Genomic DNA, 25,634 nt, shown 5'->3' with positions numbered 1-25,634 from the left:
ATGTGTTAGTGATGCAACGGCTATCGCTTCATAGCCTTATTCTCATCCGTCATTCCAGAATTGAGGTACGAGATATCTGGAATCTCTTTTCTCACGAACCTAAAATCTTCTTAGTAGCCACTAGGGTTGTTGGACTGCCAATTCCACGTATCCGCCGTCATTTCATCAATACTGCGAGTTGCCTTCCAACCTAGATCTCGCTCGGCTTTTTCAGTACTTGCCCAGCACTCGGCAATATCACCCGGGCGACGTGGACAGATTTCATAAGGGACTGGCTTGCCAGAGGCTTTTGCAAAGGCTTCTACCATCTCTAGAACACTTGAGCCTTTACCTGTGCCTAGGTTGTAGATATGCAAACCCGCTTTCTCGCCTACTGCTTTTAGTGCTGCAACGTGGCCATCGGCTAAGTCCATTACGTGGATGTAATCACGAACGCCTGTACCATCTGGAGTTGGGTAATCGTTACCAAATACCGCTAACTTCTCACGGCGACCGACGGCCACTTGAGCGATAAATGGCATTAAGTTGTTTGGAATGCCTTGCGGGTCTTCACCCATAGTGCCTGATGGGTGTGCGCCAACCGGGTTGAAGTAGCGAAGCAGCGTTACGCTCCAATCGTTTTCGGCGTTAAACAGATCGCTCAAACACTCTTCAACCATGTATTTACTGCGCCCGTAAGGGTTAGTTGTTGCACCTGTAGGAGAATCTTCAGTAATTGGCACAACCTCTGGGTCGCCATAAACCGTAGCTGAAGAGCTGAATACGATGCTTTTTACGCCCGCTTTTTTCATGCAACGAGCCAAAACCAAAGAGCCATTTACGTTGTTGTCGTAGTATTCAAGAGGCTTAGCCACCGATTCACCCACGGCTTTTAAGCCCGCAAAGTGAATCACAGCCTGAATGTCGTTTTCTGCAAACACGCTATCGAGGAAAGATTCGTCGCGAATATCGCCAAGGTAAAAGGTTGGACGTTGACCCGTTAATGCTTCGATTCTCTCAAGCACCAACTCTTTGCTGTTACACAAGTTATCAACGATGATCGGCTCCACACCTGCCTGCATCATTTGAATGCAAGTATGACTTCCGATGTACCCCATGCCGCCTGTAACCAGTACTTTCACAATCAACCTCTCTCTTATTCTTGATGACACTCAAGTGGAATATCCAAACTCAATAGCGCCGCGTTAATTAAATACTAGCAGTCAATTTGGAACTAATTCTGTGATCAAAACCACGAAGTGTAAACGTTTACACAAAGTTTCACAGATAGGTAAGAGAACGAAAGGCGTGAGAAATGAATGATTAGCAAGCTAATCCATTGAATTTAAATAAGATAATTATGAATAGTGAAATTTGCGATATGCACTAAGAGTTCTGAACTTATTTTACTAAAAGTTAATGCAATGACTTCCAGTTTCATTACAATAGACGTTGCAGAATTAGAGAGGTTCACTGGTTTTTTCGCTCATCTATGTTTAGAGCAGCCCAGTGTTCCAATAACAGGAAGTGAGTATGGCAACGTTAAAAGATATCGCAACCGAAGCAAATGTATCATTGGCGACGGTTTCAAGGGTCCTTAATGAAGATCCAACATTGAGTGTTAAGGAAGAGACCAAAAGGCGTATCTTTGAAATTGCAGAAAAGCTGGAGTACAAAACCAGCAGCTCACGTAAAACAGTTAGCAGTAAGAAGCAGCATCATCACTTTCTTGCGCTGTACAATTACAAGCAAGAAGCTGAGGTAAACGATCCATACTACCTATCTATTCGCCACGGAATTGAAACCCAGTGTGAGAAGATGGATATAGAGCTAACCAACTGTTATGAAAGTAAAATACAGTCTAGCACTAGCCCTATCACAGGTATTCTTCTTGTTGGTAGAATGTCTCCAGAAGTCATTGAGCAAGCGAAAAAACTCACTGATAACATCTGTTATGTGGACTTTACTGATCACTCAGAACCATACGACTCCGTTGATATCGACTTAGCTCGAATCAGTAAAGAGATCACTAACTTCTTTGTTGACCAAGGCTACGACCGCATCGGCTTTATCGGCGGCCAAGATGACGTAAACACACCGGATATTCGTGAAGTCGCATTCGCAGAGTACGGCCTTTTGAAACAAGTAGTGAGTGGACAAGATATCTATCGTGGAGATTTCTCAAGCTTGTCAGGCTATAAGCTAGCGAAGCAGATGTTAGAAACTGGCGACTATCCAAAAGCGATGTTTATTGCTTCAGATTCCATCGCAATTGGCGTATTACGTGCTATTCATGAGCATGGATTGAACATTCCTGAAGACATCGCTCTGATCAGCGTCAATGATATCCCTACGGCTAAGTTTACTTTCCCATCTTTATCAACGGTTCGTATTCACTCTGAACTGATGGGAATTCAAGGCGTTAACCTACTGATCGAGAAAGCTCGTGATGGGCGCACCATCCCACTGCGTGTTTACGTCCCAAGCAAGTTGAAGCTAAGAGACACCACGAAATAATCTTTTAATTTCAAAAAGATAGATAAAGTCACCTTCTCTAGAGGTGGCTTTTTTGTATCAAGAAAACTATCTAAACCTCTTTCTAAAATCGCCCAGTTCTGCCCACTTTTCCACCACATAGCATTCTTTTAAGTCGATCACACCACGTTGTAAAAAGCCCTAAAAAAACGTGACGCAGTTAAAGTAAAACGTTTTCACCAATTTCATTTAGTAAAACTTTTACTAATAATTACCTCAGTCCAAAAAATACTCGTATTCACTACGACCCAATTACGCATAAGAACGTCGGCTAGCATTCAAATAGGCCGAGAGAGAGGCAACGTGAACAACTGGGAAAACTTCCTGAACTTACATGAGAACCGTATGGCACCACGTGCTTACTTCTTCTCATACGCATCAGAAAAAACCGCTAAAACATTTCAACGTGAACTAAGCAGCCACTTCCAACTACTGAGTGGTCAATGGAATTTCAGCTACTTCACTAACCCGCTCTTGGTTCCTGAAGAGTTTTACTCTCAAGAGATGAGCGATTGGGGCCATATTACGGTGCCAAACATGTGGCAGATGGAAGGCCACGGCGATCTTCAATACACAGATGAAGGTTTCCCATTCCCGATTGATGTACCTTTCGTACCGTCAGATAACCCAACAGGCGCATACCAACGCTCTTTCTTCCTTGGCGACAGCTGGAACGACAAACAGACCATTATCAAGTTTGATGGTGTAGAGACTTACTTTGAAGTTTACGTAAACGGTGACTATGTTGGTTTCAGCAAGGGCAGCCGACTGACCGCTGAATTCGATATCTCTAGCCACGTAAAAGCGGGCAACAACCTGCTATCTATTCGCGTGATGCAGTGGGCAGACTCCACCTACATTGAAGACCAAGACATGTGGTGGACAGGCGGTATCTTCCGTGATGTTTACCTTGTTGGTAAAGAACAACTTCATGTTCAAGACTTAACGATTCGCACTGATTTTGACGACGCTTACCAAAGCGCTACCCTTTCGTGCAACGTTGCTCTAGAAAACCTAGCAGCAGCGACAAACGCAACTCTTGAGTACGCATTGCTTGATGGCAGCCAAGTTATCTCCCAAGGCTCTGTAGATAACTTAACGGTTCCTAACCAGCAGACTGACGGCAATGCGAACACTCAATTCTCTATCGATGTCGTGAACCCTGTTCAATGGAACGCTGAAAACCCATACCTTTACCAATTGCTGCTGACGCTAAAAGATGCAGACGGCAAAGTGCTAGAAGTGATTCCACAACGCGTTGGTTTCCGTGACATTAAAGTTCGCGATGGTCTGTTCTACATCAACAACAAATACGTGATGCTGCATGGCGTAAACCGTCATGACAACGACCACCTAAAAGGTCGCGCAGTTGGCATGGATCGCGTTGAGAAAGACCTAGTATTGATGAAGCAACACAACATCAACTCAGTGCGTACCGCGCACTACCCGAACGACCCACGCTTCTACGAGTTGTGCGATATCTACGGCCTATTTGTGATGGGCGAAACCGATGTCGAAACACACGGTTTTGCTAACGTTGGCGACTTAAGCCGCATCACTAACGATGCCGCATGGGAAGCTGTGTTTGTTGAACGTATCGAGCGTCATATCCACGCTCAGAAGAACCACCCTTCTATCATAATGTGGTCGCTAGGCAACGAGTCAGGCTACGGCTGCAACATTCGTTCTATGTACGATGCGGCTAAAGCGATTGATGACACTCGTTTAGTTCACTACGAAGAAGACCGTGATGCAGAAGTGGTTGATGTTATCTCTACCATGTACTCACGTGCTCAACTGATGAATGCCTTCGGCGAGTACCCACACGAAAAACCACGCATTATCTGTGAATACGCGCACGCAATGGGTAACGGCCCAGGTGGCTTAACCGAATACCAAAACGTGTTCTACAAGCATGATGCAATTCAAGGCCACTACGTTTGGGAATGGTGTGACCACGGCATCTTGGCTCGTGATGAAGCGGGTACTGAATTCTACAAATACGGCGGTGACTACGGTGACTACCCGAACAACTACAACTTCTGCATGGACGGTTTGATCTACCCAGACCAAACACCGGGCCCAGGCTTAAAAGAGTACAAGCAGGTTATCGCACCAGTGAAGATCCGCGACTTCAATTCTGAAGACGGCACATTCACCGTTGATAACAAGCTGTGGTTCTCAAACATTGATGACTACACCATCACTGCAGAAGTTCGTGCTGAAGGCGAAACCATTGCAGTACAACACATCAAGGTTGAAGAGTTGGCTGAAAACTCTAGCCGTGAACTGACACTTAACTTGCCAGAGCTTGATGAGCGCGAAGTATTTGTGAACTTTACTGTGCGCAAAGATTCTCGCACGCCTTACAGCGAAGCGAACCACGACATTGCGGTGTACCAATTCCAAGTGAAAGAGAATACAGCACAGCTAGAAGCCTTCACCAACAACAATGCAACGGCATTGAATGTTGAAGAGTCTCGTCTCGCCTATCTAATCAAAGGTCATAACTTCACACTGAACTTCTCGAAAGTGAACGGCAAGCTGACGTCATGGTTGGTCAATGGCGAAGAGATGATTAAGTCAGAACCACGAATCAACTTCTTCAAGCCAATGATCGATAACCATAAGCAAGAGCACGATGGTTACTGGGAGCCTGCACACCTACAGATTATGCAAGAGCACTTCCGCACGCTTAACGTGGAAGAGAACAATGGCAAGGTTGAAATCACGACCACCAGCATCATTGCTCCACCAGTATTCGACTTCGGTATGCGTTGTGAATACCGCTACCAAGTTAATGCTGAAGGCCAATTGAACGTTGAGCTAAGCGGCGAACGTTACGGTGAATACCCTCATGTGATTCCAGTGGTTGGTTTTGATATGGGCATCAATGGCGACTTCGACCAAGTTCAATACTACGGTCGCGGCCCAGAAGAGAACTACCAAGACAGCAAGCAAGCCAACATGATTGATGTGTACCAATCAACGGTTGCAGACATGTTCGAGAACTACCCGTTCCCACAGAACAACGGCAACCGCCAACATGTTCGCTGGGCTGCGCTTTCAAGCCGTGCGGGCAATGGTATTGCAGTAAAACCACAGCAAGAAATCAACTTCAGCGCATGGTTCTACACCAATCAAAACCTGCATCAAGCACAACACACCATTGAGCTAGAGAAAAGCGGTTACATCACGCTAAACCTAGATCACCAAGTGATGGGCTTAGGCTCTAACTCTTGGGGCAGCGAAGTGCTCGACTCTTACCGCGTCTACATGGACGAGTTCCGCTACGGCTTAACTCTGATTCCATTCCAAGCAGGCGATTGCGACGCGCAGCACCTAATCAATCACAACTTTGGCGATGAGTTTTTTACGGTCAATGCACCAAAAGCTCAACCACAACTGAACGAGGCATAAACGATGATCGTTTTAGAGAACTTAGAACAATTTAAAGTCGTCTACCGTGATGGTCGTAAATGGCAACGCTGTGTAGAAGCGATTGAAAACATCGGCAACATCAAAGATGGCGTGATGTATTCAATTGGTGACTCACTGGCCTACATGATTGAAGACGGCGTGGCTCGCAACACAGAAAACTTCACCGGTAATCGTCGTTACTTCGATGTGCACTACTACTTAGAAGGCCGTGAAACGGTTGAGTTCGCAGCGAAGTCAGAGCTAGAGCAAATCCAAGCTTACAGCGATGAGACCGACCGTGAACACTTAGTGGGTAACGGCGAAACTCGTGAGCTGGCAGAAGGCCAAGTGGCCATTTTTGACAACAACCAGGCTTACCGTTTCCACGGTGATAGCCGAGTTCGCAAAGTGGTATTGAAAGTGACCATTGAAGACGGTTACTTCCTCAACAAATAACAACAACCCTATCTATTCGCAGAGTGAGCCTTGCCGTTCAAGGCTCACGAATAATTAACTCTCTAAGTCACCGAATAAAGACTTAGGACCATAACTACTATAATTACGTGATTCCCGGAGGACACTACTATGTCTGAATCTGTACGCGGAAAGTTAGGCAAATTTGCCCTACTCTCCATGACATTTGCAGCGGTATTTAACGTTCGCAACATCGTAAACAACAATATCGAATTGGGATTAAGTTCTGCCCCTATCTTTTTGCTTGCGACCCTTATCTACTTCATCCCGTTCGTGTTCATCATTGCCGAATTCGTTTCAGCAAATAAGAACTCTGAGTCAGGTATGTATGACTGGCTGAAAAAGCCACTCGGAACCAAAGCGGCTTACCTAGGTTCATTCCTATACTGGTTCGTAAACCTGTTCTGGTTTGTATCTCTGCTACCAAACGTCATTGCTTACGCCTCTTACGCGATGTTGGGCTACGAATACGCCTTCTCTCCACTAGTGACTTCGGTGATCTCGATTGTTCTATTTGCCGCAGCAACCCACATTTCGACTAAGGGTGCGAGCTGGCTAGGTAAGATCTCTGAAATCGTGGCTTACGGTGTATTCGCACTATTTGCAATCTACGTTATCGGTGCACTCATGGCGCTAGGTGGTGACCATGTACCAGCAGAGCCAATCACGCTTCAAGCTATGTCTCCAACCATTAACTGGGCAACGCTAGGCATTATGTGTTGGATCTTCCAAGCAGCTGGCGGTGCAGAAACTGCGGCAGCTTACCTAAACGATGTAAAGGGTGGCCACAAGTCTTTCATTAAAGTAATCATCGGTGCGGGTATCGCTATCGGTTCTATGTACGCAATTGGCTCACTACTCGTAAACGTGTTCGTTGCTCGTGAAGACCTAACGTATGCAGGTGGTATGGTTGAAATCTTCACAGGTATGGCTCAGTTCTTCAGCATCTCAGAATCTCTAGTAGGTCGCTTTGTTGGTATCGTTCTATTCGTTGCTATGTTTGGTTCAATGATGATGTGGACAGCAGCACCGGTGAAAATCCACTTCTCTGAGATTCCGAAAGGCGTTTATGGTGAGAAAACGACAGAGCTAAACGAACATGGTGTTCCAGTCCGTGCAGCATGGTGGCAGTTTGCGTTCGTATTCGTGATGCTTGTGGTTAACGGCTTCGGCTCTGAATCAGTACAAGACATGATGAACACTGCAATCAACCTAACAGCTGGTACCGCAATGCTACCGCCTATCTTCATCATGGTGGCGTACTTTGTGTTCCGCTTGAAGCATGACGACACACCGCGTGATTTCCGTATGGGTACTCGCACTCAAGGTATGGCTGTGGTTTCAGTTCTGATTACTATCTTCGTTGTGAGCATGACAGCGTCAGCCTTCCCAACCGGTGTAGACCTAGTTCAAGCCTTCTTCATCAACGTATTTATGACAGCGGTATTCTCTGGCATTGCATGGTGGTGGATCTCTCGCTTTGAAAAGAAGCAAGCAGGTAAAGAAGCTAAGCTAGAGACCGCTAAACAGTCGTAACCTTAGTTAACCTATCACATTTATAAAAAAGCGCCTTACATTGGCGCTTTTTCTATTTAAATCAGACAATTAAAATCACAAACTCAATAATAAAAACGCCATTCCGTCAAGTGTAAAACTCTCATAAATCGTCATAAAACCCACAAGTAAAACATTAACTAAATATATTTACTCAAGCTCACATATTTGACTAATTTCAGTTAACTTATTGGCGTCTAATCTTTAATCTTCTTGTTGAAGAGATAGCCGATTCTACACAATAAAAAACGACACAAAGTCCCTACAAGCCTTTAAATAGTCGAAATGTAGATGTTCACTCTTCCATCCTCTTCTTTGTTAAATATGGTCTCCACCAAGTAATAAATTTACTTAAAGAGTCATAAACACAGAGAAGACCGATCGTAAAAATAACAACAATAATCGCTCTCCCCCTCTTTAAGAAAGGGAGTTAGCAAACCAACACAATAATAAAAACGCGGTCTAGATTTTCCTCTCTAGAACCAAGTACTAACGATCATCAACGTGATTCACCGGAGAACATCATGTCCGATAATAAACGCAGTACGATAGGCAAGTTTGCCCTACTGTCTATGACCTTCGCGGCGGTATATAGCTTCAATAACATCATTAACAACAACATCGAAATCGGCCTCTCTTCGGCTCCGATGTTCTTTTTAGCAACCATCTTTTATTTTGTTCCTTTCTGTCTGATTGTTGCTGAGTTCGTGTCCCTGAATAAAGACTCAGAAGCGGGTGTTTACGCATGGGTTAAAAGCTCTCTAGGCGGTCGCTGGGCGTTTATTTCAGCTTACACATACTGGTTTGTTAACCTATTCTTCTTCACGTCTCTGCTACCTAGAATCATCGCTTACGCGTCTTATGCGTTCTTAGGTTTCGAGTACATCTTCACGCCAATGACCACTGCAATTCTAAGTACCATTTTGTTTGCGGTCGCGACGCATATTTCTAACAACGGCGCGAAACTATTAGGCCCTATCACCTCATTAACTTCGTCACTAATGCTGCTTCTGACCATGTCTTACATTCTACTATCAGGCGGTGCGTTAATCGGTGGTATCGAGCCAGCTGACCCAATCACCATTGAAGCAATGACCCCAAGCGTTAACTGGGCATTCCTAGGCGTAATCACCTGGATCTTCATGGCCGCTGGCGGTGCAGAGTCGGTCGCGGTTTACGTAAACGACATCAAAGGCGGTCACAAGTCTTTCGTTAAAGTGATCATCATTGCGGGTATCTTTATTGGTGCGCTGTATTCGGTGGGTTCTATCCTGGCTAACGTATTCGTATCTCGTGAAGAGCTTAAATTCACTGGTGGTTCAGTACAGGTTTTTGAAGGCTTAGCACTCTACTTCGGCTTACCTGAAATTCTTATGAATCGCTTTGTGGGCATCGTTTCTTTCACTGCGATGTTAGGCTCGCTACTGATGTGGACAGCAACACCGGTTAAGATTTTCTTCTCTGAAATTCCTAAAGGTATCTTCGGTGAGAAGACAGTCGCTCTTAACAAACAAGGCGTACCGGAGCGTGCTGCTTGGGTTCAGTTCTTCATTGTGATTCCGTTGATGTTCATCCCGACGCTAGCGTCTGACACGGTGCAAGATTTGATGAGCACCATCATCAACATGACTGCAGCGGCTTCTATGCTACCTCCACTGTTCATCATGATCGCGTACCTACACTTGCGCCTAAAACTCGATCACCTACCACGTGATTTCCGCATGGGTTCTCGCCCTGTGGGTATCGCTGCGGTATCGATTCTAATCAGCATCTTTACCGTGGGTTTCTTCGCATCGACCTTCCCAACGGGTGCTGACATCATGACCATCATCTTCTATAACGTAGGCGGCATCGTGATCTTCTTGGGTTACGCTTGGTGGAAGTATGGTCAGTACGAGAAAAGCTTGTCTGCAGAAGAGAAAAAGCTAGAAGCACGACCAGAACCTGCAAACGCCTAAGCTAATCCTACATCCTTGTTAAAAATTCTAAGGCACTCCTCATTTGGTGAGTGCCTTTTTATTTCCCTTGTTCTATTCCTTAATTTTCATTCAATTATCAGATACTTCCCACACTAACTATTTGCCTATAAATTCAACTAAACCTCAAAATAAAATAAAGGTAAATATTTTACTAAAATAGATCACACTTTGGCGTTAAGGATATTTTAAACAACACATTTATCAGTAATATCAGTCAGGAGAACGCGAGCAACCTGACCGCTACGCCTTGAGAGCACCCCATATTAGAAGTCAGAACTGCTTACGATTCTTCATTTACTAACCCGACACAGAAGTGAACAAAATGAAAAGTAGTTTTACTAAAACCACTCTTATTACAAGTTGTATCCTTGCTGCGCTATCGGCGAATGCCCATGCTGATGAAACAGCGGCTAACCACAGCGAGACTCAACCTCCCCAAACCGAAACTCTATTTAATTTTTACGGTGAACTCGGTCTAGGCGGTCATGTAGCCCTAGAAGGGGACGACAAAGGCCGCTACGCAGACGGCACTTACATTGAAGCTGGCTTGGCTATCGAGCATGGCAATTGGTTTGGTCTTGCTTACATGGAAGGCTGGACAGTTCAAGCCGATGACGAGGGTAATGCATGGGCAACTGGTCATGGTTGGGGCGGCTTTGAAGGTGGTTTTAACCGCTTTTACGCAGGTTACCGCACTGATGCAAAAACAGAATTTATTGTCGGTCGTATGGACTCATCTCTGGATGACGTTCAATGGTGGGGTGACCCAACGGTAGAGTACGGCTACGCGATCTCAAACACTCGTGACGTACACGTGGGTGTGAAGATCCAAAACCTAGAAGGCAAACTACGCTACAGCGTTTCCTTCGCTCCAGAATCTGACTTCTCTGAAGACGATGCGCTGATTCACTTTGGTAAATACGACAACTTCGCAGACCAATGGAAAGATAAAAATGCCATGGTCAACGGTTATGTCCAATACGACCTGACTGACGACCTAACACTAATGGGTGGCGGTGAGGTTCGTAATAACGACGGTGGCGAACTTCTACTATTAGGTGCTGAGTACAAGAACTTTGCTACTCGTGTTTGGCACGACACTGACAAAGGCAATCAAGAGTCTTTCGGCAGCGAATCTGGCATTCAAACCAGCGCTTGGTACGAAGCCGCACAAGGTGTTTACCTATCTGCCGCATACAACTACGCCAACTTTGATGGCGATAACGGCGAAAAAGAGATCACTTCTTACATCAACGCTGGTGTTTGGTACGAATACGGAAACGGTGCATTTGCGACCGCTTTCGATAGCCGCTTTGGCGTCGGAAGCGACACTGAAATCGGCGATGCACAAGTGTTCGCAATGCAATACTTCTACTGGTAATAACAGGAACTCACTATGAAACTGAACAAATCATTCGCAGCTATCGCTATTGGCGCAGCACTTGTTGTTACTGGTTGCGCATCAAATACAGGCTCTGAAGAGCTTCAAGCAAACCAATTTAAAAACGTTATCGACCGCACTGGCTCACCAGAATACATGCGCGACTACGACTTCGATGACCACCAGCGTTTCAACCCGTTCTTCGACCTAGGTGCATGGCACGGTCACTTGTTACCAGACACGGCTGAAGGCATGGGTGGCTTCCCGGGAACTGCGCTGCTTACTGAAGAATACATTAACTTCATGGCTGATAACTTTGACCGCCTAAGCGTGTACAAAGATGGCAAGAACGTCGAATTCACGATGGAAGCTTACAGCCTGCCGGGCGCATTGGTTCAGACACTAAAATCTGACGATGTAACGGTCGAGATGACAATGCGTTTCGCTTCTAACCGTACCTCTCTACTAGAGACTAAAATCACTACTGACTCGCCAGTTGAGTTAGTGTGGGACGGTGAACTGCTTGAAAAAACACATGCGAAAGAAGGTGTCGCGCAAACCGATAAAACCATTGCTGAAACATACCCTGACTACAATCGCCAAATCGTTGCAACCGACGATGGCCTAAAGGTCACTTTCGGTAAAGTACGTTCAACGTGGGATCTACTGACCTCCGGCGAGTCTGAGTACCAAGTTCATAAGTCGATTCCAACCCAAACCAAGGTCGATGGCCTAACGTTTACTTCAACCGCAAGTATTGAAGAATCAACCACCATCTACACCACATACTCGCACGTGTTAACGGCAGAGGAAGCGAAAGCGGAACAGCCTGAGATCAAAAAGATCATGGCAAACCCTACCGATTTCTTAGCGGCATCTGAAGTGCGCTGGGAAGGTTACCTAGAGATGGGCTTAACCAACCCGAATGCGACGCCTGAGCAAGAGCGTGTTGCGGTAAAAGCGATGGAAACCCTAAACGGTAACTGGCGTGGCGCAGCCGGTGCGATGGAGTTTGACTCTGTGACACCTTCGGTAACGGCGCGTTGGTTCTCAGGCAACCAAACATGGCCATGGGATACATGGAAACAAGCTTACGCGATGGCGCACTTCAACCCAGACGTAGCGAAAGATAACATCCGCGCAATGTTTGCCTACCAAATTCAAGCTGACGACACTGTTCGCCCTTGGGATGAAGGTTACGTGCCAGATCTATTGGCTTACAACCTAAGCCCAGAGCGTGGCGGTGACGGTGGCAACTGGAACGAACGTAACACCAAGCCAAGTCTAGCGGCATGGGCAGTAATGGAAGTTTACAAGACCACCAGCGATGAAGCTTGGCTAGAAGAGATGTATCCAAAGCTGGTGGCTTACCACGACTGGTGGCTACGTAACCGTGACAACAATGGTAATGGCGTTCCTGAGTACGGCGCAGCGCGTGATAAAGCACACAACACACCAGAAGGCGAAATGTACTTCACTGTGGTTCGTGGCGATAAACACGAAACCGTTGTAGGTCAAGTAGCACTGGATAAAGTGATTGCAGAAGGCAACTATGACTACATCGAGAGCCCAGCTCAAACCGCTGCGTCTTGGGAATCAGGTCGTGATGATGCGGCAGCCTTTGGTTTCATCGATAAAGACCAGCTAGACGCCTACGTTGCCAACGGCGGCAAACGCAGTGATTGGGATGTTGAATTCGCCCAAAATCGCGCGGAAGACGGCACCCTGTTAGGCTACTCACTGCTACAAGAGTCCGTTGACCAAGCAAGCTACATGTACAGCGATAACAAGTACCTAGCGGAAATGGCTGACATCTTAGGCAAAGAAGCAGAAGCGAAAGAATTCCGTGAAAAGGCTGAGCACCTATCGAACTACATCAACACTTGTATGTTCGATGAAGGCACGAACTTCTACTACGACATTCGCATTGAAGATAAACCTTTAGCTAATGGCTGTGCGGGTAAACCGATTGTCGAACGTGGTAAAGGCCCTGAAGGTTGGTCACCACTGTTCAACGGTGCAGCAACCCAAGCACACGCGGATGCGGTGGTCTCTGTGATGAAAGACACCTCAGAGTTCAACACCTACGTACCACTGGGCACTGCAGCGCTATCTAACCCAGCATTCGGCCCAGATATTTACTGGCGTGGACGCGTATGGGTAGACCAATTTTACTTCGGCCTGAAAGGAATGGACAGCTACGGTTACCGTGATGATGCGATTGAAATGGCAGGCGCTTTCTTCGACCACGCTGATGGCTTGGTACAAGACGGTCCTATCCGTGAGAACTACAACCCATTAAACGGTGAGCAGCAAGGTGCGCCAAACTTCTCTTGGAGTGCAGCTCACTTGTACATGCTTTACAACGATTTCTTTACTGACGCAGAGTAAGTCAAAGCTTTAACATCGTTCTAAAACCACTACAAAAACAAAGGCACCCAACATGATATTGGGTGCCTTTTTCTTTGAATCAACTTTCAGCTCATTTAGGTTACTGTAGTATTTGGCCTACCATGATCTTTTTACTCCACAAGCAGATCACCAAGCCTCTATGCACCAAAGAATCGAACCTGATAACGGTAGTGCTCTTGTGTTAATTTGAACTCATCATGCACACTTGGCGTCCATGAATCATCTCCACCAACCCCCATATGAAAGCCATCGATGTAAACAAACAATTGGTCTTGCTCGGTGAGATCACAGGTGTGTTTGGCCTGCACAAGTTGCTGCTGTCCAAAGCGGCTGACCGAAAAATGAAAATCGCCCTGTAATTTAAATCCGCCAATAACGGCTTCACGCACATCGCAACGCAACCCACAATCGGAAGGGAAAATATAAGGAGTATGCATCTGCTCTATGTTCTGCTGATAGCGACCAATATGAGCCGAGCTTTTTCTGTCTGGGTAGTTTTCATGTGGCCCACGACCAAACCATGTCACCTCATTCGACGTCTCTTTTAGCGCGAAGGATAAACCAACACGTGGCAGTGATGGCAGACCTTTGGCGGCCTGAACATGCACATCGATAATCACTTCGCCATCAGAGAACAATTGATATTGCCAAGTCGACAATAGGCGTACTTGCCCTTCAACAACATGAGCAATTTTCGACATCACAAGCACTTTGTTTTCATCCGTGAAGAAGGAGAAATCAATGCACTCTGGCGTGAGAGAATCTAATCCCGCGACTTGCCATCGCGCTATCCATGAGTTGGGATCAACGTGATTTGCTTCACTCACACCAATATCGTTATCCAGTGGTGCACGATAGAAGTTATCACGGATGCCACTGGCAAGCTGTTCAACACCGTCTTTCAACCAACTTTCCACATAGCCCGTTATGCGGTCGAACTCAACGCGATAACGCGCACCGACAATAGCGAGTCGCTCTTCACTCTCGATGACCTGCGGTGGATGCTCAGAGGTATTATCGTCCAGCACCAGTTGTGATGATGTAGTTAGGGTGAGTTGCTCGGTTGCTGTAACGTGACCTTTGCTTGCCCACTTAGTATCTTGATGTAATCTCACTTCTAGATTTAGGAGGTTGAGCGCATTGGCCTTTTGAGGAAGCACAATGCTGTCTAACTCAATCTGGATGCTCGACTCTGGTTCTAACAACAGTTCAATGCTGCCACAACTTTGCTCTTCTCCATCTTGAGCAATCGACCAATAAAGGGTTTCTTTATCACTTGAGCAAAATAGGTTCTCGCTACGCACTTCAATCACTACAGGCTCAGTCGATATCAGAGCGAATTGATAAAACTGCTGCGCCTTTTTTACCTCGTTCAAGCTCGGGTGCGGGGTTCGGTCTGGGAACACCAATCCATTGATACAGAACTGACGGTCATTAATCTCATCACCAAAATCGCCACCATAGCCCCAATAAGGCTTGCCTTGTGCATCGGTTTTGGTGATGCCTTGATCAACCCAGTCCCAGATAAAACCACCTTGCAATCTTGGGTTATCACGAAAGGCTTGCCAGTATTTGTTAAAACTACCTAGGCTGTTGCCCATCGCGTGTGCGTACTCACATAAAATTAGCGGACGCTGCTCATTCGGCAATGCGATCGCTTTGCGAATTCCAACACGCGGCGTCACCTCTGGTTGATGAGCAACGACAGGTAAATCCCAATCCACTCGCGCATACATAGGGCACAGAATATCGGTAGCTGCGGTATCCGCCCCACCTCCTTCATATTGAACAGGTCGAGTTGGGTCGCTCTGTTTAACCCACTGATAGAGTGCATGATGGTTACGGCCAATCCCTGACTCATTGCCCAGTGACCAAATGATCACGCTAGGATGGTTTTTATCGCGTTCGACCAAGCGAGTCATGCGACGCATATAAGCATTGAGCCAAGAGGCATAGTCTGATAGGCGGCACATAGGTACTTGACCGTGTGTTTCGATGTTTGCCTCATCAACCAAGTACAACCCATATTCATCACACAGTTCATACCAAAGTGGGTGATTAGGATAATGAGCGGTTCGCACCGCGTTGAAGTTGTTTTGCTTGATGAGTTTAATGTCTTGAATCATGCCCTCGCGAGTCATGGTATGCCCGAGTTCAGGGTGATGCTCGTGTCGATTCACCCCTCGAATTAGCAGCGGCTTACCATTTACCTTAAGCAGCCCATCGCTGATCTCGACACTGCGAAAACCGACATCGTAGGCCTCACAATCAAGTAGTTCGCCTTGTTCATTCTCTAACGAGATAACACAGCGATAGAGATAGGGAGATTCAGCACTCCATTTGTGGGGATTAGCAACGGAATTTTGGCTGTATGCCACTTCCTGCCAGGGCCCTTTTTCATCGACATATCGTTGGCCAAAACCGACAACATCAGGTTCAATGACTTTCTGACCTTGCGCATCATACAGTTCAATTTTTACCTGATAAGCATCGCTACTGCCGTCACTGTTTTTTGATATTTTAACATCAACACAGAGCTGCGCGTCGCGATAAGCAGCGTCTAATTGAGTTTCAATTTTTACGTCTTCGATCGCAGTCTTCGGCTTAGTGAGCAATGTAACGTCGCGGAATATGCCGCTCAACCACCACATATCTTGGTCTTCAAGATACGAGCCATCTGACCAGCGTAACACCATAACTGATAACGAGTTTTCTCCCGCTTTGACAAACGCCGATAGGTCAAACTCAGCTGGCAAACGGCTGTCTTGTGAATAGCCAACCCACTTGCCGTTACACCACAAATGAAAAGCAGAGTTGACGCCATCGAACAAAATTCTGTGGGTATTCGCCAATGCTTGCTCTGGGCATTGAAAAGAGGTTCGGTACAGCCCTGTCGGGTTATCGCGAGGCACAAATGGCGGAGTATCCGCAAACGGGTACTTCACATTGGTATAAATTGGTTTGTCATAGCCTTGCATCTGCCAGTTACTCGGAACCTCAATCGAGTCCCAGCTTGCATCGTCAAAATGCTCTGCAACCATGGCTTCACTAACTAACTCTGGCGCATCAAACAGCTGAAACTTCCAGACACCATTTAAAGATTTGGTATTCGAAGCTGTTCGTGTAATAGCACCTTCTCTAGAGGCATACGCCTTCAAAGGAGCATGCGCTTCCAGAACGTTGTGATGTGTAATGTGTTGATTTTCCCACTCACAAGCGGAGATGATTTGAGAGAAGCTTCTCATTAACTGTTCCTTGCGATAAACCGTTCAGAGTGTGTCATTGTCAATATGACTTAACTGCCTTTAGCCAATGGCAGTGGCAACGAGATGAGTCGCACCATAAATACTATTGACGATGACACATACAGAGTGATGAAAGCCGCAGCGACAATTGCTGCGGCTTGGTCTCAATTACTTAAAGGCGCGTTTGCTTACCTTGTCTAGCTTCTTAAGAATCTTATCGATACGTTCAGGGTGAACCATAAACTCTTGGAAGCCTTTCATCCCCTCTTTTGCCATCGCTGGGTTGGTGTCGCGATCATAGAACTGTGCAGTACCATCACTCGCTGCCAACATAGCAACGCCTTTGTCTAAGAACGGATCTGACTTAGCTTTCGCTTTGTTGTTGGTCGGGATCTGCAGCAGCATCTCATTGATTAGCTGTTGGTTCTCAGCACGAGCGACAAACTCTAAGAACTTACGAGCATCGGCTTTGTTCTTCGCTTTTGATGGAATGTGCAGAGTATCCATTGGCGCATCTTCTGCCATTGGCACGCTTGGGTCGATGACTGGAAATTGGAAGAAATCCATTTTGCCATCAAGCTCCGCTGGGAAGTTTGGCGTAATGAAGTTACCCATTAAGTACATCGCTGCCTTGCCGTTATATAGGAAAGGTTGCGCTTCTTGCCAAGAATAAGATGCGTGGTTATCTAGGAAGTAGCCCGGTTCAACCAACTCAGCCCAGTTAGCGAATGTTTTCTTCACACGCTCATCGGAGTAAGGGACCTTGCCATCCATCAATTGGATATGGAAATCCAAGCCATTGGTACGCATGTTGATGTAATCGAACCAGCCAGCAGCCGTCCACAGATACTTAGTACCGATGGTAAATGGTGTCACGCCGTTTTCTTTTAGCGTTGCTGACGCCGACTTTAGCTCTTCCCAAGTTTTTGGTTCAGTAATACCGTACTGCTCAAAGATGTCTTTACGGTAGTAGATACCCCATTGGTAATACGTGTAAGGCACACCATATTGCTTGCCTTGCACCGTCATCGCAGGCGCCGCTGCTGCAAAGTCTTGCTTCATGTTGTTGTCTGCCCAGATGTCACTCACATCTTCAAACAAGCCACGATCAACAAACGCCTTCATACGGTTACCGGCATACCAGAACACCACATCCGGTGGCGAGGTCACCAACCAGTTACGAATCGTGGTTTTATACGACTCATGGTCATACAGGTTGTACTTAACCGTGATATCAGGGTTCTCTTTTTCAAAGCGACTGATGATCTCACTCCAAGCCTCTTTTGGCGCTGGGTCAGAGGCATCTGAGTTGATGACTAAGGTTCCTGCAAACGCTGTAGTCGAGACGGAGGCAGCAAGCACTGCGGTTGCAGCGATATGTTTCACGTATTTCATATGTAGGTCCTTGTTATAGAGCGGGGCTTACTAAGTCCAATTTTTATTATTGTGCTGGGTAGAGTTATTCGTGTTTTGGTTACTCTCGGTGTATCCATTTAAAGTGGATTGTTTACATAACGGCTCCTACTTTGAGGAGCCCTCATTGAATATTTAGCCTTTGGTCGCACCCAAAGTCAGGCCGGCAATAAAGTGCTTCTGCATGGTAAAGAACAGCACAACGGGTGGAATTGCGGCGACTACTGCACCCGCTGACATGAACTGCCATGACGCCAACCACTGACCTTGAAGTGAACTTAAACCAGCAGTCACTGGACGCACTTCATCACTTTGAACCAGAACCAAAGCCCAGAAGAAATCATTCCAGATAAAGGTAAACACTAAGACCGCAAGTGCAGCTAATGCAGGGCGAACCAGCGGCAGAACCACATGCCAGAATATTTTCCATTCGCTGACCCCTTCTACACGCGCGGCCTCGATAAGAGCATCAGGAATACCGACGATAAAGTTGCGCATAAACAGAGTACAAAAGCCGGCTTGAAAGGCGATATGGAAGAAGATCAGAGCCCAATGTGTATCGTACAAGCCAAGGTTAATCGTCAGGTCACGTACTGGGATCATCAGGATCTGGAAAGGTACAAAGTTACCCGCAATGAACATCGCAAAGATCCAGAGGTTGGCTTTGAAGTTGTATTTAGCTAACGCGTAACCTGCCAATGTGGAGAGAGCAACCGCTCCCGCTACCGCTGGTAAAGTGATGATCAAGCTATTGATTAGATACTGCCCCATCGATGTCGAGGTGAACACCTGAGTGTAGTTTTCAATAAACTGAATCTCGCTTGGCCAGCCCCAGTAGTTACCTTTGTTGATGTCTTCCATCGAACGAATCGAGGTCATCATCACTGCAATAAGGGGCAGCAGCCACATGACAATAGAGATTGGCAGAGCCACTCGATAACTGATATTGGTAAAGCGTCCTGCTTTTTGAATCGGTTGTGGATACATTATTTTTCACTCCTCAACATACGCCACAAGAAGTAAGCGATATAGATATCCATGATCAGGAATAGAACAACGGAGACCGCAGCGCCATAACCCATTCGGTAGTTAAAGATCGACTCTTCGTACATTTGATAAGCCAGTACTGTAGAGCTTCCCCAAGGGCCACCAGCGGTCATGGTTGCCACTAAGTCAAATGAACGCAGAGCGCCAATTACGGTGACTACCACTGCAATAAAAGTGGCAGGTCGCAATTGAGGTAGCACCACATACCACAGCATTCGCCACTTCTTGGCTCCATCCAGTCGTGCTGCTTCCAACTGTTCAGGGTCTAGGTTGTTCAAGCCCGTTAAGTACAAAATCATGCAGTAAGAGATTTGTGGCCACAAGCCTGCGACGATAATCCCGTAGGTAACGTAATCTTCATTGGCGAGAATGGAGATAGGCTCAAAACCCAGTGAACCTAAGACGATATTGAACAGGCCAAAGGATGGGTCGTAAAACCAGGCAAACACTAAGCCCACAACCACTTGTGAGATAACAAATGGAAAGAAGAAGAGAGACTTAACAACACGGATGCCTTTCACTTGTTGGTTGAGAAAGAGGGCGATAGCCAGACCACAAGGTGGTGCAAGCATAAAGAAGATCAACCAAAGGAAGTTGTTAGTCAGTGAGGTGTAGAACGCATCGGAATCAAACAGCTCACGGTAGTTCTCTAGCCCGACCCACTCTTTTTCGCCAAGTCCGTCCCACTCGAAAAAGCTCAACCAGATACTGTCCACAATCGGGAAGATCACATAAAGCGAAAAGATAGCGATTGCCGGTGTTAAAAACAGCCACGGCGACAGCTTAGAGCTAATACGCCTTTTCTTTCTGGCTGATGGGATGCGATTTTCTGGGTATATCGTTTTCACAGATTGCACCATTTTCCCAAATTCCTTGTCTTCATAGCTTTGTTTACAATTCCATTTGTTTCAAAGTTAATCGGCGAAACATCATCAAATTGCTAAGCTTTAATCGTAACCATGCTCAAATATTAATCTCAGCAATCATATTTTGTATCGTTATGTTTAAATTGTGTAAACGATTCCACAAAAAACAGAATACTTTGTAAAATTTGTATGAGCCGGATCAATAAATCGTGCGAGGCACCTAACAAATTTCTGATGAATGCGTATGTTTTAAAGGCAAAGTGATGTAGTCCAACAAGGCAAGGAGATAGCATGGCTGATATCAGCTTAAAAAAGGTCATTAAGCGTTATGGTGATGTACAGACCATCCATGGTGTTGATCTAGAGATAACCAACGGTGAGTTCGTTGTTTTTGTTGGTCCGTCAGGTTGTGGTAAATCGACACTGCTTCGCTTGGTGGCTGGTTTAGAAGAAATTACCGAAGGCGAAATTCATATTGGCGACGAGCTAGTCAACGATGTTGACCCAGCCGAACGCGGTGTTGCCATGGTATTCCAATCTTATGCACTCTACCCACACATGACCGTGGAAGAGAACATGGGCTTTGGTTTAAAAATGAATGGCGTCGCTAAAGAGACCATTGAAAAGCAGGTCACCAGCGCAGCCAAAACACTGCAATTGGAACACCTACTTAAGCGTAAGCCGAAAGAGCTTTCTGGTGGTCAGCGACAAAGGGTTGCTATTGGACGTGCAATTGTTCGCAATCCGAAAGTGTTCTTGTTCGATGAACCACTCTCGAACCTAGATGCAGAACTTCGTGTCGATATGCGCCTACAAATTGCTAAATTACATCAAGATCTGCAAAACACCATGATTTATGTCACCCACGATCAGGTCGAAGCGATGACGCTTGCCGATAAAATCGTGGTGCTTAGAGACGGTAGAGTCGAACAAGTCGGCTCACCATTAGAGCTTTACCACAGCCCACAAAATGAGTTTGTGGCTGGCTTTATCGGCTCACCGAAGATGAACTTCTTACCGTGCGTAGTGGGCTCTTGCTCAGAGACTCATGCTCAACTTTCGATTAATGGTAATAGCCAAATCACCCTACCACTTCCAAGTCAAAAGTTAGCAGAAGGACAACAGCTGACACTCGGTATCAGGCCAGAGCATTTAGAGATCAATGGCGGCTCTGACATAACGATTGAGTTTCAAAGTGAGGTGGTTGAACGACTAGGAAATAGCACCTACATGTTTGGTCAATCTTGCGGCATAGACGGCTTTAAGGTTCACCTCCCTGGCGACCAAGAGGTGTCTCGCTATCAATCTCTAGAGCTAAACTTCTCTGCAAAAGACTGTCATCTATTCGATGCACAGGGGCAGCGAGTCGACTAGCTATACGCGTATACAAAGCCAGTCTGCGCACTGGCTTTGCCTTTCCAACGCTCTCCTCTCTTACTCTATCTACTCCCTCAAGCTCGTTGGATAGGGTAAACGTTACCAAAAAAGTGACATTTTCAGCTCCAAATCCGGCTCTTTTTGACCTTGTAGGTAATCCGGACATTATTTTGATAGTTGTTTTCTTAATAAGCACTACACTAAAGCCTCACCCTTCCTTTTTTTGAGAAAACCTAAATGCCTAATGCTGATTCCAACCTAAACAAACGTATGGGAATCGTTGCGCTCACTTGGCCAATATTCATTGAAGTTCTACTGCGAACCGCGCTCAACACCAGTGATGTATTCATGCTATCTGGATACTCAGACAAAGCCGTATCAGCGGTTGGTGTTATCTCGCAAATCTCATTTTTCCTGATCATTGTCTCCACCATGGTGAGCAGCGGAACAGGTATCTTGATTGCACAATACAACGGCGCTTCTCGCGATCGAGAGAGTGCGCATGTCGGTGTTGCCAGTATTATCCTCGCCGTCATCACAGGCGTTTTGTTGAGTATTCTCGCGGTGTTAGGCGCTGAATATTTCATACCGCTCTACCAGCTTGAAGCACAAGTGGAACAGTACGCTCAAGAATATCTATTTATCAGCGGTGCGCTGACGTTTAACGTCACTATAGGCGTAGTACTGACTACGATTCTTCGCAGCCACGGCTATTCAAAGTCACCAATGGTCATCAATATGATTGCTGGTGTTATCAACGTTGTAGGTAACTACTGCGCGCTATATCAACCGTTTGGATTGCCCGTGTACGGTGTTCAAGGAGTGGCGGTCGCGACCGTGTTCAGTCAAGTTGTCGGTATGTTCATTTTGATTGGAGTGGTCAGAAGCAAAGGTATCGACCTTCCGATTAAGCAATTCAAAGCGATTCCCAAGTCGATTTACCAAAAGATCATCAAAATCGGCTCCATGAATGCGGGTGAAGTGCTCTCTTACAACATGGCCCAAATCAGCATTACCTTCTTTGTGGTGCAAATGGGCACCTCTTCGCTGGCGGCCTTTACCTACGCCCAGAATATCGCTCGCCTCTCTTTTGCGTTTGCTTTGGCTATTGGTCAAGGCAGTCAGATTCAAACGGGCTACTACATTGGCAAAGGCTGGATCGATGAGATCACCACACGAGTGCAGCGATACTTTATCGTAGGTTTTATTGCATCAACCGTTATCACCTGTTTGATATACCTATTCCGATTCGAGATCTTAGACGTCTTTACTCAAGATCCAGAGATCATCGCTCTGACGGCAGGTTTGATTGCTGGCTCAATACTGCTTGAAGCAGGCCGTGTGTTTAATCTGATTTTTATCTCTTGCCTAAAAGCCGCTGGCGACATTCAGTTCCCAGTAAAAATGGGCATATTGAGTATGTGGGGCATTGGGGTTGCCATGAGCTATTTGCTTGGCGTGCACTGGGGCTACGGCGTATTCGGTGCTTGGATGGCGATTGCGATGGATGAATGGTTCCGAGGCATCATCATGGCTCATCGTTGGCGAGCGAAGAAGTGGACCAAGTACTCTTTTTAAATGGATTTGAAAGCCAAAAGAAAAAGCGCTAGGGGGAGCTAGCGCTTTAAACCAACTAATTCCATTTAGTTAGGGAGAGTTTTTAACCATGTGAAACTTAATCCATAGCTAGAGTCGCTGCACATACACACGATTATCTATCGTTGTAACTGAATTAAGCCTCAAACTAAGTATAGCCACAGTTTGAGCATGGTGATGATAAATTCGCTGTTTTTTCTGCACTATCGTAATCACCTAGCAACACATCAAATCTGAGCTAGCCTTAAATAGAGCACCCGATGGATGGGCAAAGGAAATTATGGAAAGCAGGCAAGACAAATTATGTAAACACACCTCAAAAAACCATCGCGTTCAATACATTCCAAACCTAATGAACGAGCTCTACCGAAACAAGTGGGTTTTATACTATACCGCTGCAATATTGCTTATAACCTTAGTGTTTAGCCAAGTAACTAAATTGCCATTTCAATTAAACTTATTTACGTACTTGGACATCATAATTGCTAGTTGCTGTATTATTTTGTTCGCCATTAGTGCTTGCTATTACTGTGTTTTACTCGTGAAATCGAAAACTCCAGGGCATGACTTTCTAGTCTGGCTAAAGCCTCTCTTTTTTCCATTATCATGTCCCGTCTTATTTTTCATTTTGCTCCTTTGCATTAACATCTGTTTTTCTAGCTACACCTTCATCAAATCGAGCATCCCTTACCTAGTTCCATTTTATTTGGACGATAATTGGCACAAGCTGGATCTATGGCTCCACTTCGATGTCACACCTTGGCATATCACTCACGCCCTATTCCCAACACCAACAGCAACTTTGGTAATCAATGTCCTTTACAACTTATGGTTTTTTGTGAAATGGGGCGTTGTTATCTTTTTCATCCTTTATAGACAGGACGACAAATTGCGGACACAATTTCTTGTTACTTTTCTCGCATCATGGCTAGTAATTGGAAACATCTCTGCCACTATCTTATCTTCAGCTGGCCCTGTGTTTATGCAGCCTTTGTTCGATGTTAACCATTACCAGCCTCTCATGGAGCGACTCGCTAACCAAAATTTCGCTTTATTAAATAGCAACTCACTCCCTATATGGGCTCTTGATACACAAGCAATGTTATTGGAGCACTATCTTCAAAATGAGAACAGCCTAGGATCTGGTATTTCGGCAATGCCCAGCATGCATGTCACTATAGCTACGCTGATCGCAATTAGCGTGTCTAAATTAAATCGCTGGGGTGGAGCACTAGCTTGGCTGTATGCCCTTTCGATACAGATCGGCTCGGTGCACCTTGGGTGGCACTATGCGGTAGATGGTTATGTCGGTGTCATCTTAACCATTTTGTTATGGAAACTAGTAGGTTGGTTACTCACCAGGACTCGATTGACCAGCGATATCAACCACCACTTGACTGATTAGCCGGCGAATAAAGATATTCTTATCGTCCCGCTGTTTACCTTTGCGATAAACAAGCTGAATGTCGAAGTCAGGAACCTCAATCGGAGGAGTAACCGCTTTTAAATTGGAACAAGAACCTTCTTGTCTCGCCACCAGCTTGGGGACAATACACAACAGCTGTCGGCCATGAATCAAACTCTTGATGGTTAGGAAGTTACTCGATGCAATCGCAACTTGGCGCTTTAACCCTAATACTTCTAATTTATCGTCAACGCCAGTCGAAAGAACACCACTTGGAGAAACAAGAGCATGCTCGACAGACGTAAAATCCGATAATGACATTGGCAATTCCACTTCGAGCACATCACCATCATACAAACAAACATGCTGCTCAGTATAAAGGTGCTCAGTTCGATATAACTCCGTAACCTCACCAAAGCTACCAATTACCACATCCAGTTTAGATTGCTCAAAGACCGATTGGTAATTAGCACGGTTCACGTTGAATAGCGCGACTTGCGAATGTGGAACCTGCTCTTTTATCTGATCAAACAGTGCTGGGCCAAACATTTGTTCTGCGTAATCCGTTAGACCGATCTTCCAAACATCACTGAATGTCGAAGCTTGAAAAGGCTTGGTTTTCAAAATATCAGTCTGAATTTGACCAAGTAGAAGGTCAACCGAATTCGACAACTCCATGGCGCGCTCAGTTGGCTCCATTCGACTTCCCACTCGCTCAAACAGTGGATCATCAAACAGCTTTCTTAACCTTTGTAGACTGTGGCTCATCGCTGATTGACTAACGAAACAGCGCTCAGCCGCCTTGCTCACACTATTGGTTTTATACAATGCTTGTAGTGCAATCAATAAGTTAAGATCAATTCCTTTCCAGTTAAAACTCGCCACTTCCCCATCCCATTTCATTAATAGAGACAATTAAAACAATTAATTTGAATCATAGTACTGTTCCCT

Annotated in this window: 16 protein-coding genes; 10 read left to right on the top strand and 6 right to left on the bottom strand. The window is 45.8% G+C overall.

From position 1 onward, the window contains the following. Positions 1 to 110: 110 nt before the first annotated feature. Positions 111 to 1,121, bottom strand: a complete 1,011-nt coding sequence (gene galE / locus VFDL14_RS09975) for a UDP-glucose 4-epimerase GalE (RefSeq protein WP_032551761.1) — start codon at positions 1,119 to 1,121, stop codon at positions 111 to 113. A 391-nt stretch (positions 1,122 to 1,512) separates the two neighbouring features. Here galE and ebgR point away from each other — a divergent pair, with 391 nt between their 5' ends. From ebgR to ygjK, 7 genes are all read left to right on the top strand, one after another. Beyond that, a complete protein-coding gene (gene ebgR, locus VFDL14_RS09980; RefSeq protein WP_032551615.1) occupies positions 1,513 to 2,496 on the top strand; it encodes a transcriptional regulator EbgR in 984 nt (327 codons plus the stop codon). A 321-nt stretch (positions 2,497 to 2,817) separates the two neighbouring features. Then, positions 2,818 to 5,934, top strand: coding sequence for a beta-galactosidase subunit alpha (gene ebgA, locus VFDL14_RS09985; RefSeq protein ID WP_032551614.1), 3,117 nt, complete (start codon positions 2,818 to 2,820; stop codon positions 5,932 to 5,934). A gap of 3 nt (positions 5,935 to 5,937) precedes the next feature. Beyond that, positions 5,938 to 6,390: a beta-galactosidase subunit beta gene (locus VFDL14_RS09990; RefSeq protein ID WP_032551613.1), complete on the top strand. Its 453-nt coding sequence runs from the start codon at positions 5,938 to 5,940 to the stop codon at positions 6,388 to 6,390. A gap of 129 nt (positions 6,391 to 6,519) precedes the next feature. Beyond that, complete coding sequence (locus tag VFDL14_RS09995) at positions 6,520 to 7,944, top strand: amino acid permease (RefSeq protein WP_032551612.1); 1,425 nt, start codon at positions 6,520 to 6,522, stop codon at positions 7,942 to 7,944. A 542-nt stretch (positions 7,945 to 8,486) separates the two neighbouring features. Then, positions 8,487 to 9,920: an amino acid permease gene (locus VFDL14_RS10000; RefSeq protein ID WP_032551611.1), complete on the top strand. Its 1,434-nt coding sequence runs from the start codon at positions 8,487 to 8,489 to the stop codon at positions 9,918 to 9,920. Between the two features lie 343 nt (positions 9,921 to 10,263). Then, entirely contained in the window at positions 10,264 to 11,322 is a 1,059-nt protein-coding gene (gene ygjJ, locus VFDL14_RS10005) for a protein YgjJ (RefSeq protein WP_032551610.1), read from the top strand. Between the two features lie 15 nt (positions 11,323 to 11,337). Further along, a complete protein-coding gene (gene ygjK / locus VFDL14_RS10010) occupies positions 11,338 to 13,713 on the top strand; it encodes an alpha-glucosidase (protein ID WP_032551609.1) in 2,376 nt (791 codons plus the stop codon). 158 nt (positions 13,714 to 13,871) lie between these two features. Here ygjK and VFDL14_RS10015 read toward each other — a convergent pair whose 3' ends face one another. From VFDL14_RS10015 to VFDL14_RS10030, 4 genes are all read right to left on the bottom strand, one after another. Continuing rightward, positions 13,872 to 16,979, bottom strand: coding sequence for a beta-galactosidase (locus tag VFDL14_RS10015; RefSeq protein WP_032551608.1), 3,108 nt, complete (start codon positions 16,977 to 16,979; stop codon positions 13,872 to 13,874). Between the two features lie 168 nt (positions 16,980 to 17,147). Further along, positions 17,148 to 18,374 carry an ABC transporter substrate-binding protein gene (locus VFDL14_RS10020; RefSeq protein WP_032551607.1) on the bottom strand — a complete coding sequence of 409 codons (1,227 nt, stop codon included), beginning with the start codon at positions 18,372 to 18,374 and terminating at the stop codon, positions 17,148 to 17,150. A 153-nt stretch (positions 18,375 to 18,527) separates the two neighbouring features. Beyond that, positions 18,528 to 19,379 carry a carbohydrate ABC transporter permease gene (locus VFDL14_RS10025; protein WP_032551606.1) on the bottom strand — a complete coding sequence of 284 codons (852 nt, stop codon included), beginning with the start codon at positions 19,377 to 19,379 and terminating at the stop codon, positions 18,528 to 18,530. Continuing rightward, positions 19,379 to 20,299: a carbohydrate ABC transporter permease gene (locus VFDL14_RS10030; RefSeq protein ID WP_032551605.1), complete on the bottom strand. Its 921-nt coding sequence runs from the start codon at positions 20,297 to 20,299 to the stop codon at positions 19,379 to 19,381. Before VFDL14_RS10030 ends, VFDL14_RS10025 begins: the two co-directional genes overlap by 1 nt. Before the next feature lie 297 nt (positions 20,300 to 20,596). Here VFDL14_RS10030 and VFDL14_RS10035 point away from each other — a divergent pair, with 297 nt between their 5' ends. The 3 genes from VFDL14_RS10035 (at position 20,597) to VFDL14_RS10045 (ending at position 24,683) form a co-directional block, all read left to right on the top strand. Further along, positions 20,597 to 21,679: an ABC transporter ATP-binding protein gene (locus VFDL14_RS10035; protein ID WP_032551604.1), complete on the top strand. Its 1,083-nt coding sequence runs from the start codon at positions 20,597 to 20,599 to the stop codon at positions 21,677 to 21,679. Between the two features lie 240 nt (positions 21,680 to 21,919). Beyond that, entirely contained in the window at positions 21,920 to 23,260 is a 1,341-nt protein-coding gene (locus tag VFDL14_RS10040) for an MATE family efflux transporter (protein WP_032551602.1), read from the top strand. Between the two features lie 298 nt (positions 23,261 to 23,558). Continuing rightward, positions 23,559 to 24,683, top strand: coding sequence for a phosphatase PAP2 family protein (locus VFDL14_RS10045; RefSeq protein WP_032551601.1), 1,125 nt, complete (start codon positions 23,559 to 23,561; stop codon positions 24,681 to 24,683). On the opposite strand, the gene VFDL14_RS10050 is transcribed toward VFDL14_RS10045, so the two are convergent. Further along, complete coding sequence (locus VFDL14_RS10050; protein ID WP_032551760.1) at positions 24,630 to 25,568, bottom strand: LysR family transcriptional regulator; 939 nt, start codon at positions 25,566 to 25,568, stop codon at positions 24,630 to 24,632. The two genes, VFDL14_RS10045 and VFDL14_RS10050, sit on opposite strands and share 54 nt — an antisense overlap. Positions 25,569 to 25,634: the final 66 nt, after the last annotated feature.

Origin of the sequence: Vibrio fortis (assembly GCF_000695685.1) — a bacterium.
In the GTDB taxonomy this organism is placed as follows: Bacteria; Pseudomonadota; Gammaproteobacteria; order Enterobacterales; family Vibrionaceae; genus Vibrio; species Vibrio fortis_A.
This window is presented reverse-complemented; position numbering and strand designations above follow the sequence as displayed.

Bases quoted from the DNA above. Each gene is read 5' to 3' on its own strand.
- ebgR (WP_032551615.1), top strand. From the start codon at position 1,513: ATGGCAACGTTAAAAGATATCGCAACCGAAGCAAATGTATCATTGGCG.
- VFDL14_RS09990 (WP_032551613.1), top strand. From the start codon at position 5,938: ATGATCGTTTTAGAGAACTTAGAACAATTTAAAGTCGTCTACCGTGAT.
- VFDL14_RS09995 (WP_032551612.1), top strand. From the start codon at position 6,520: ATGTCTGAATCTGTACGCGGAAAGTTAGGCAAATTTGCCCTACTCTCC.
- VFDL14_RS10000 (WP_032551611.1), top strand. From the start codon at position 8,487: ATGTCCGATAATAAACGCAGTACGATAGGCAAGTTTGCCCTACTGTCT.
- ygjJ (WP_032551610.1), top strand. From the start codon at position 10,264: ATGAAAAGTAGTTTTACTAAAACCACTCTTATTACAAGTTGTATCCTT.
- ygjK (WP_032551609.1), top strand. From the start codon at position 11,338: ATGAAACTGAACAAATCATTCGCAGCTATCGCTATTGGCGCAGCACTT.
- VFDL14_RS10015 (WP_032551608.1), bottom strand. From the start codon at position 16,979: ATGAGAAGCTTCTCTCAAATCATCTCCGCTTGTGAGTGGGAAAATCAA.
- VFDL14_RS10020 (WP_032551607.1), bottom strand. From the start codon at position 18,374: ATGAAATACGTGAAACATATCGCTGCAACCGCAGTGCTTGCTGCCTCC.
- VFDL14_RS10025 (WP_032551606.1), bottom strand. From the start codon at position 19,379: ATGTATCCACAACCGATTCAAAAAGCAGGACGCTTTACCAATATCAGT.
- VFDL14_RS10030 (WP_032551605.1), bottom strand. From the start codon at position 20,299: ATGGTGCAATCTGTGAAAACGATATACCCAGAAAATCGCATCCCATCA.
- VFDL14_RS10035 (WP_032551604.1), top strand. From the start codon at position 20,597: ATGGCTGATATCAGCTTAAAAAAGGTCATTAAGCGTTATGGTGATGTA.
- VFDL14_RS10040 (WP_032551602.1), top strand. From the start codon at position 21,920: ATGCCTAATGCTGATTCCAACCTAAACAAACGTATGGGAATCGTTGCG.
- VFDL14_RS10045 (WP_032551601.1), top strand. From the start codon at position 23,559: ATGGAAAGCAGGCAAGACAAATTATGTAAACACACCTCAAAAAACCAT.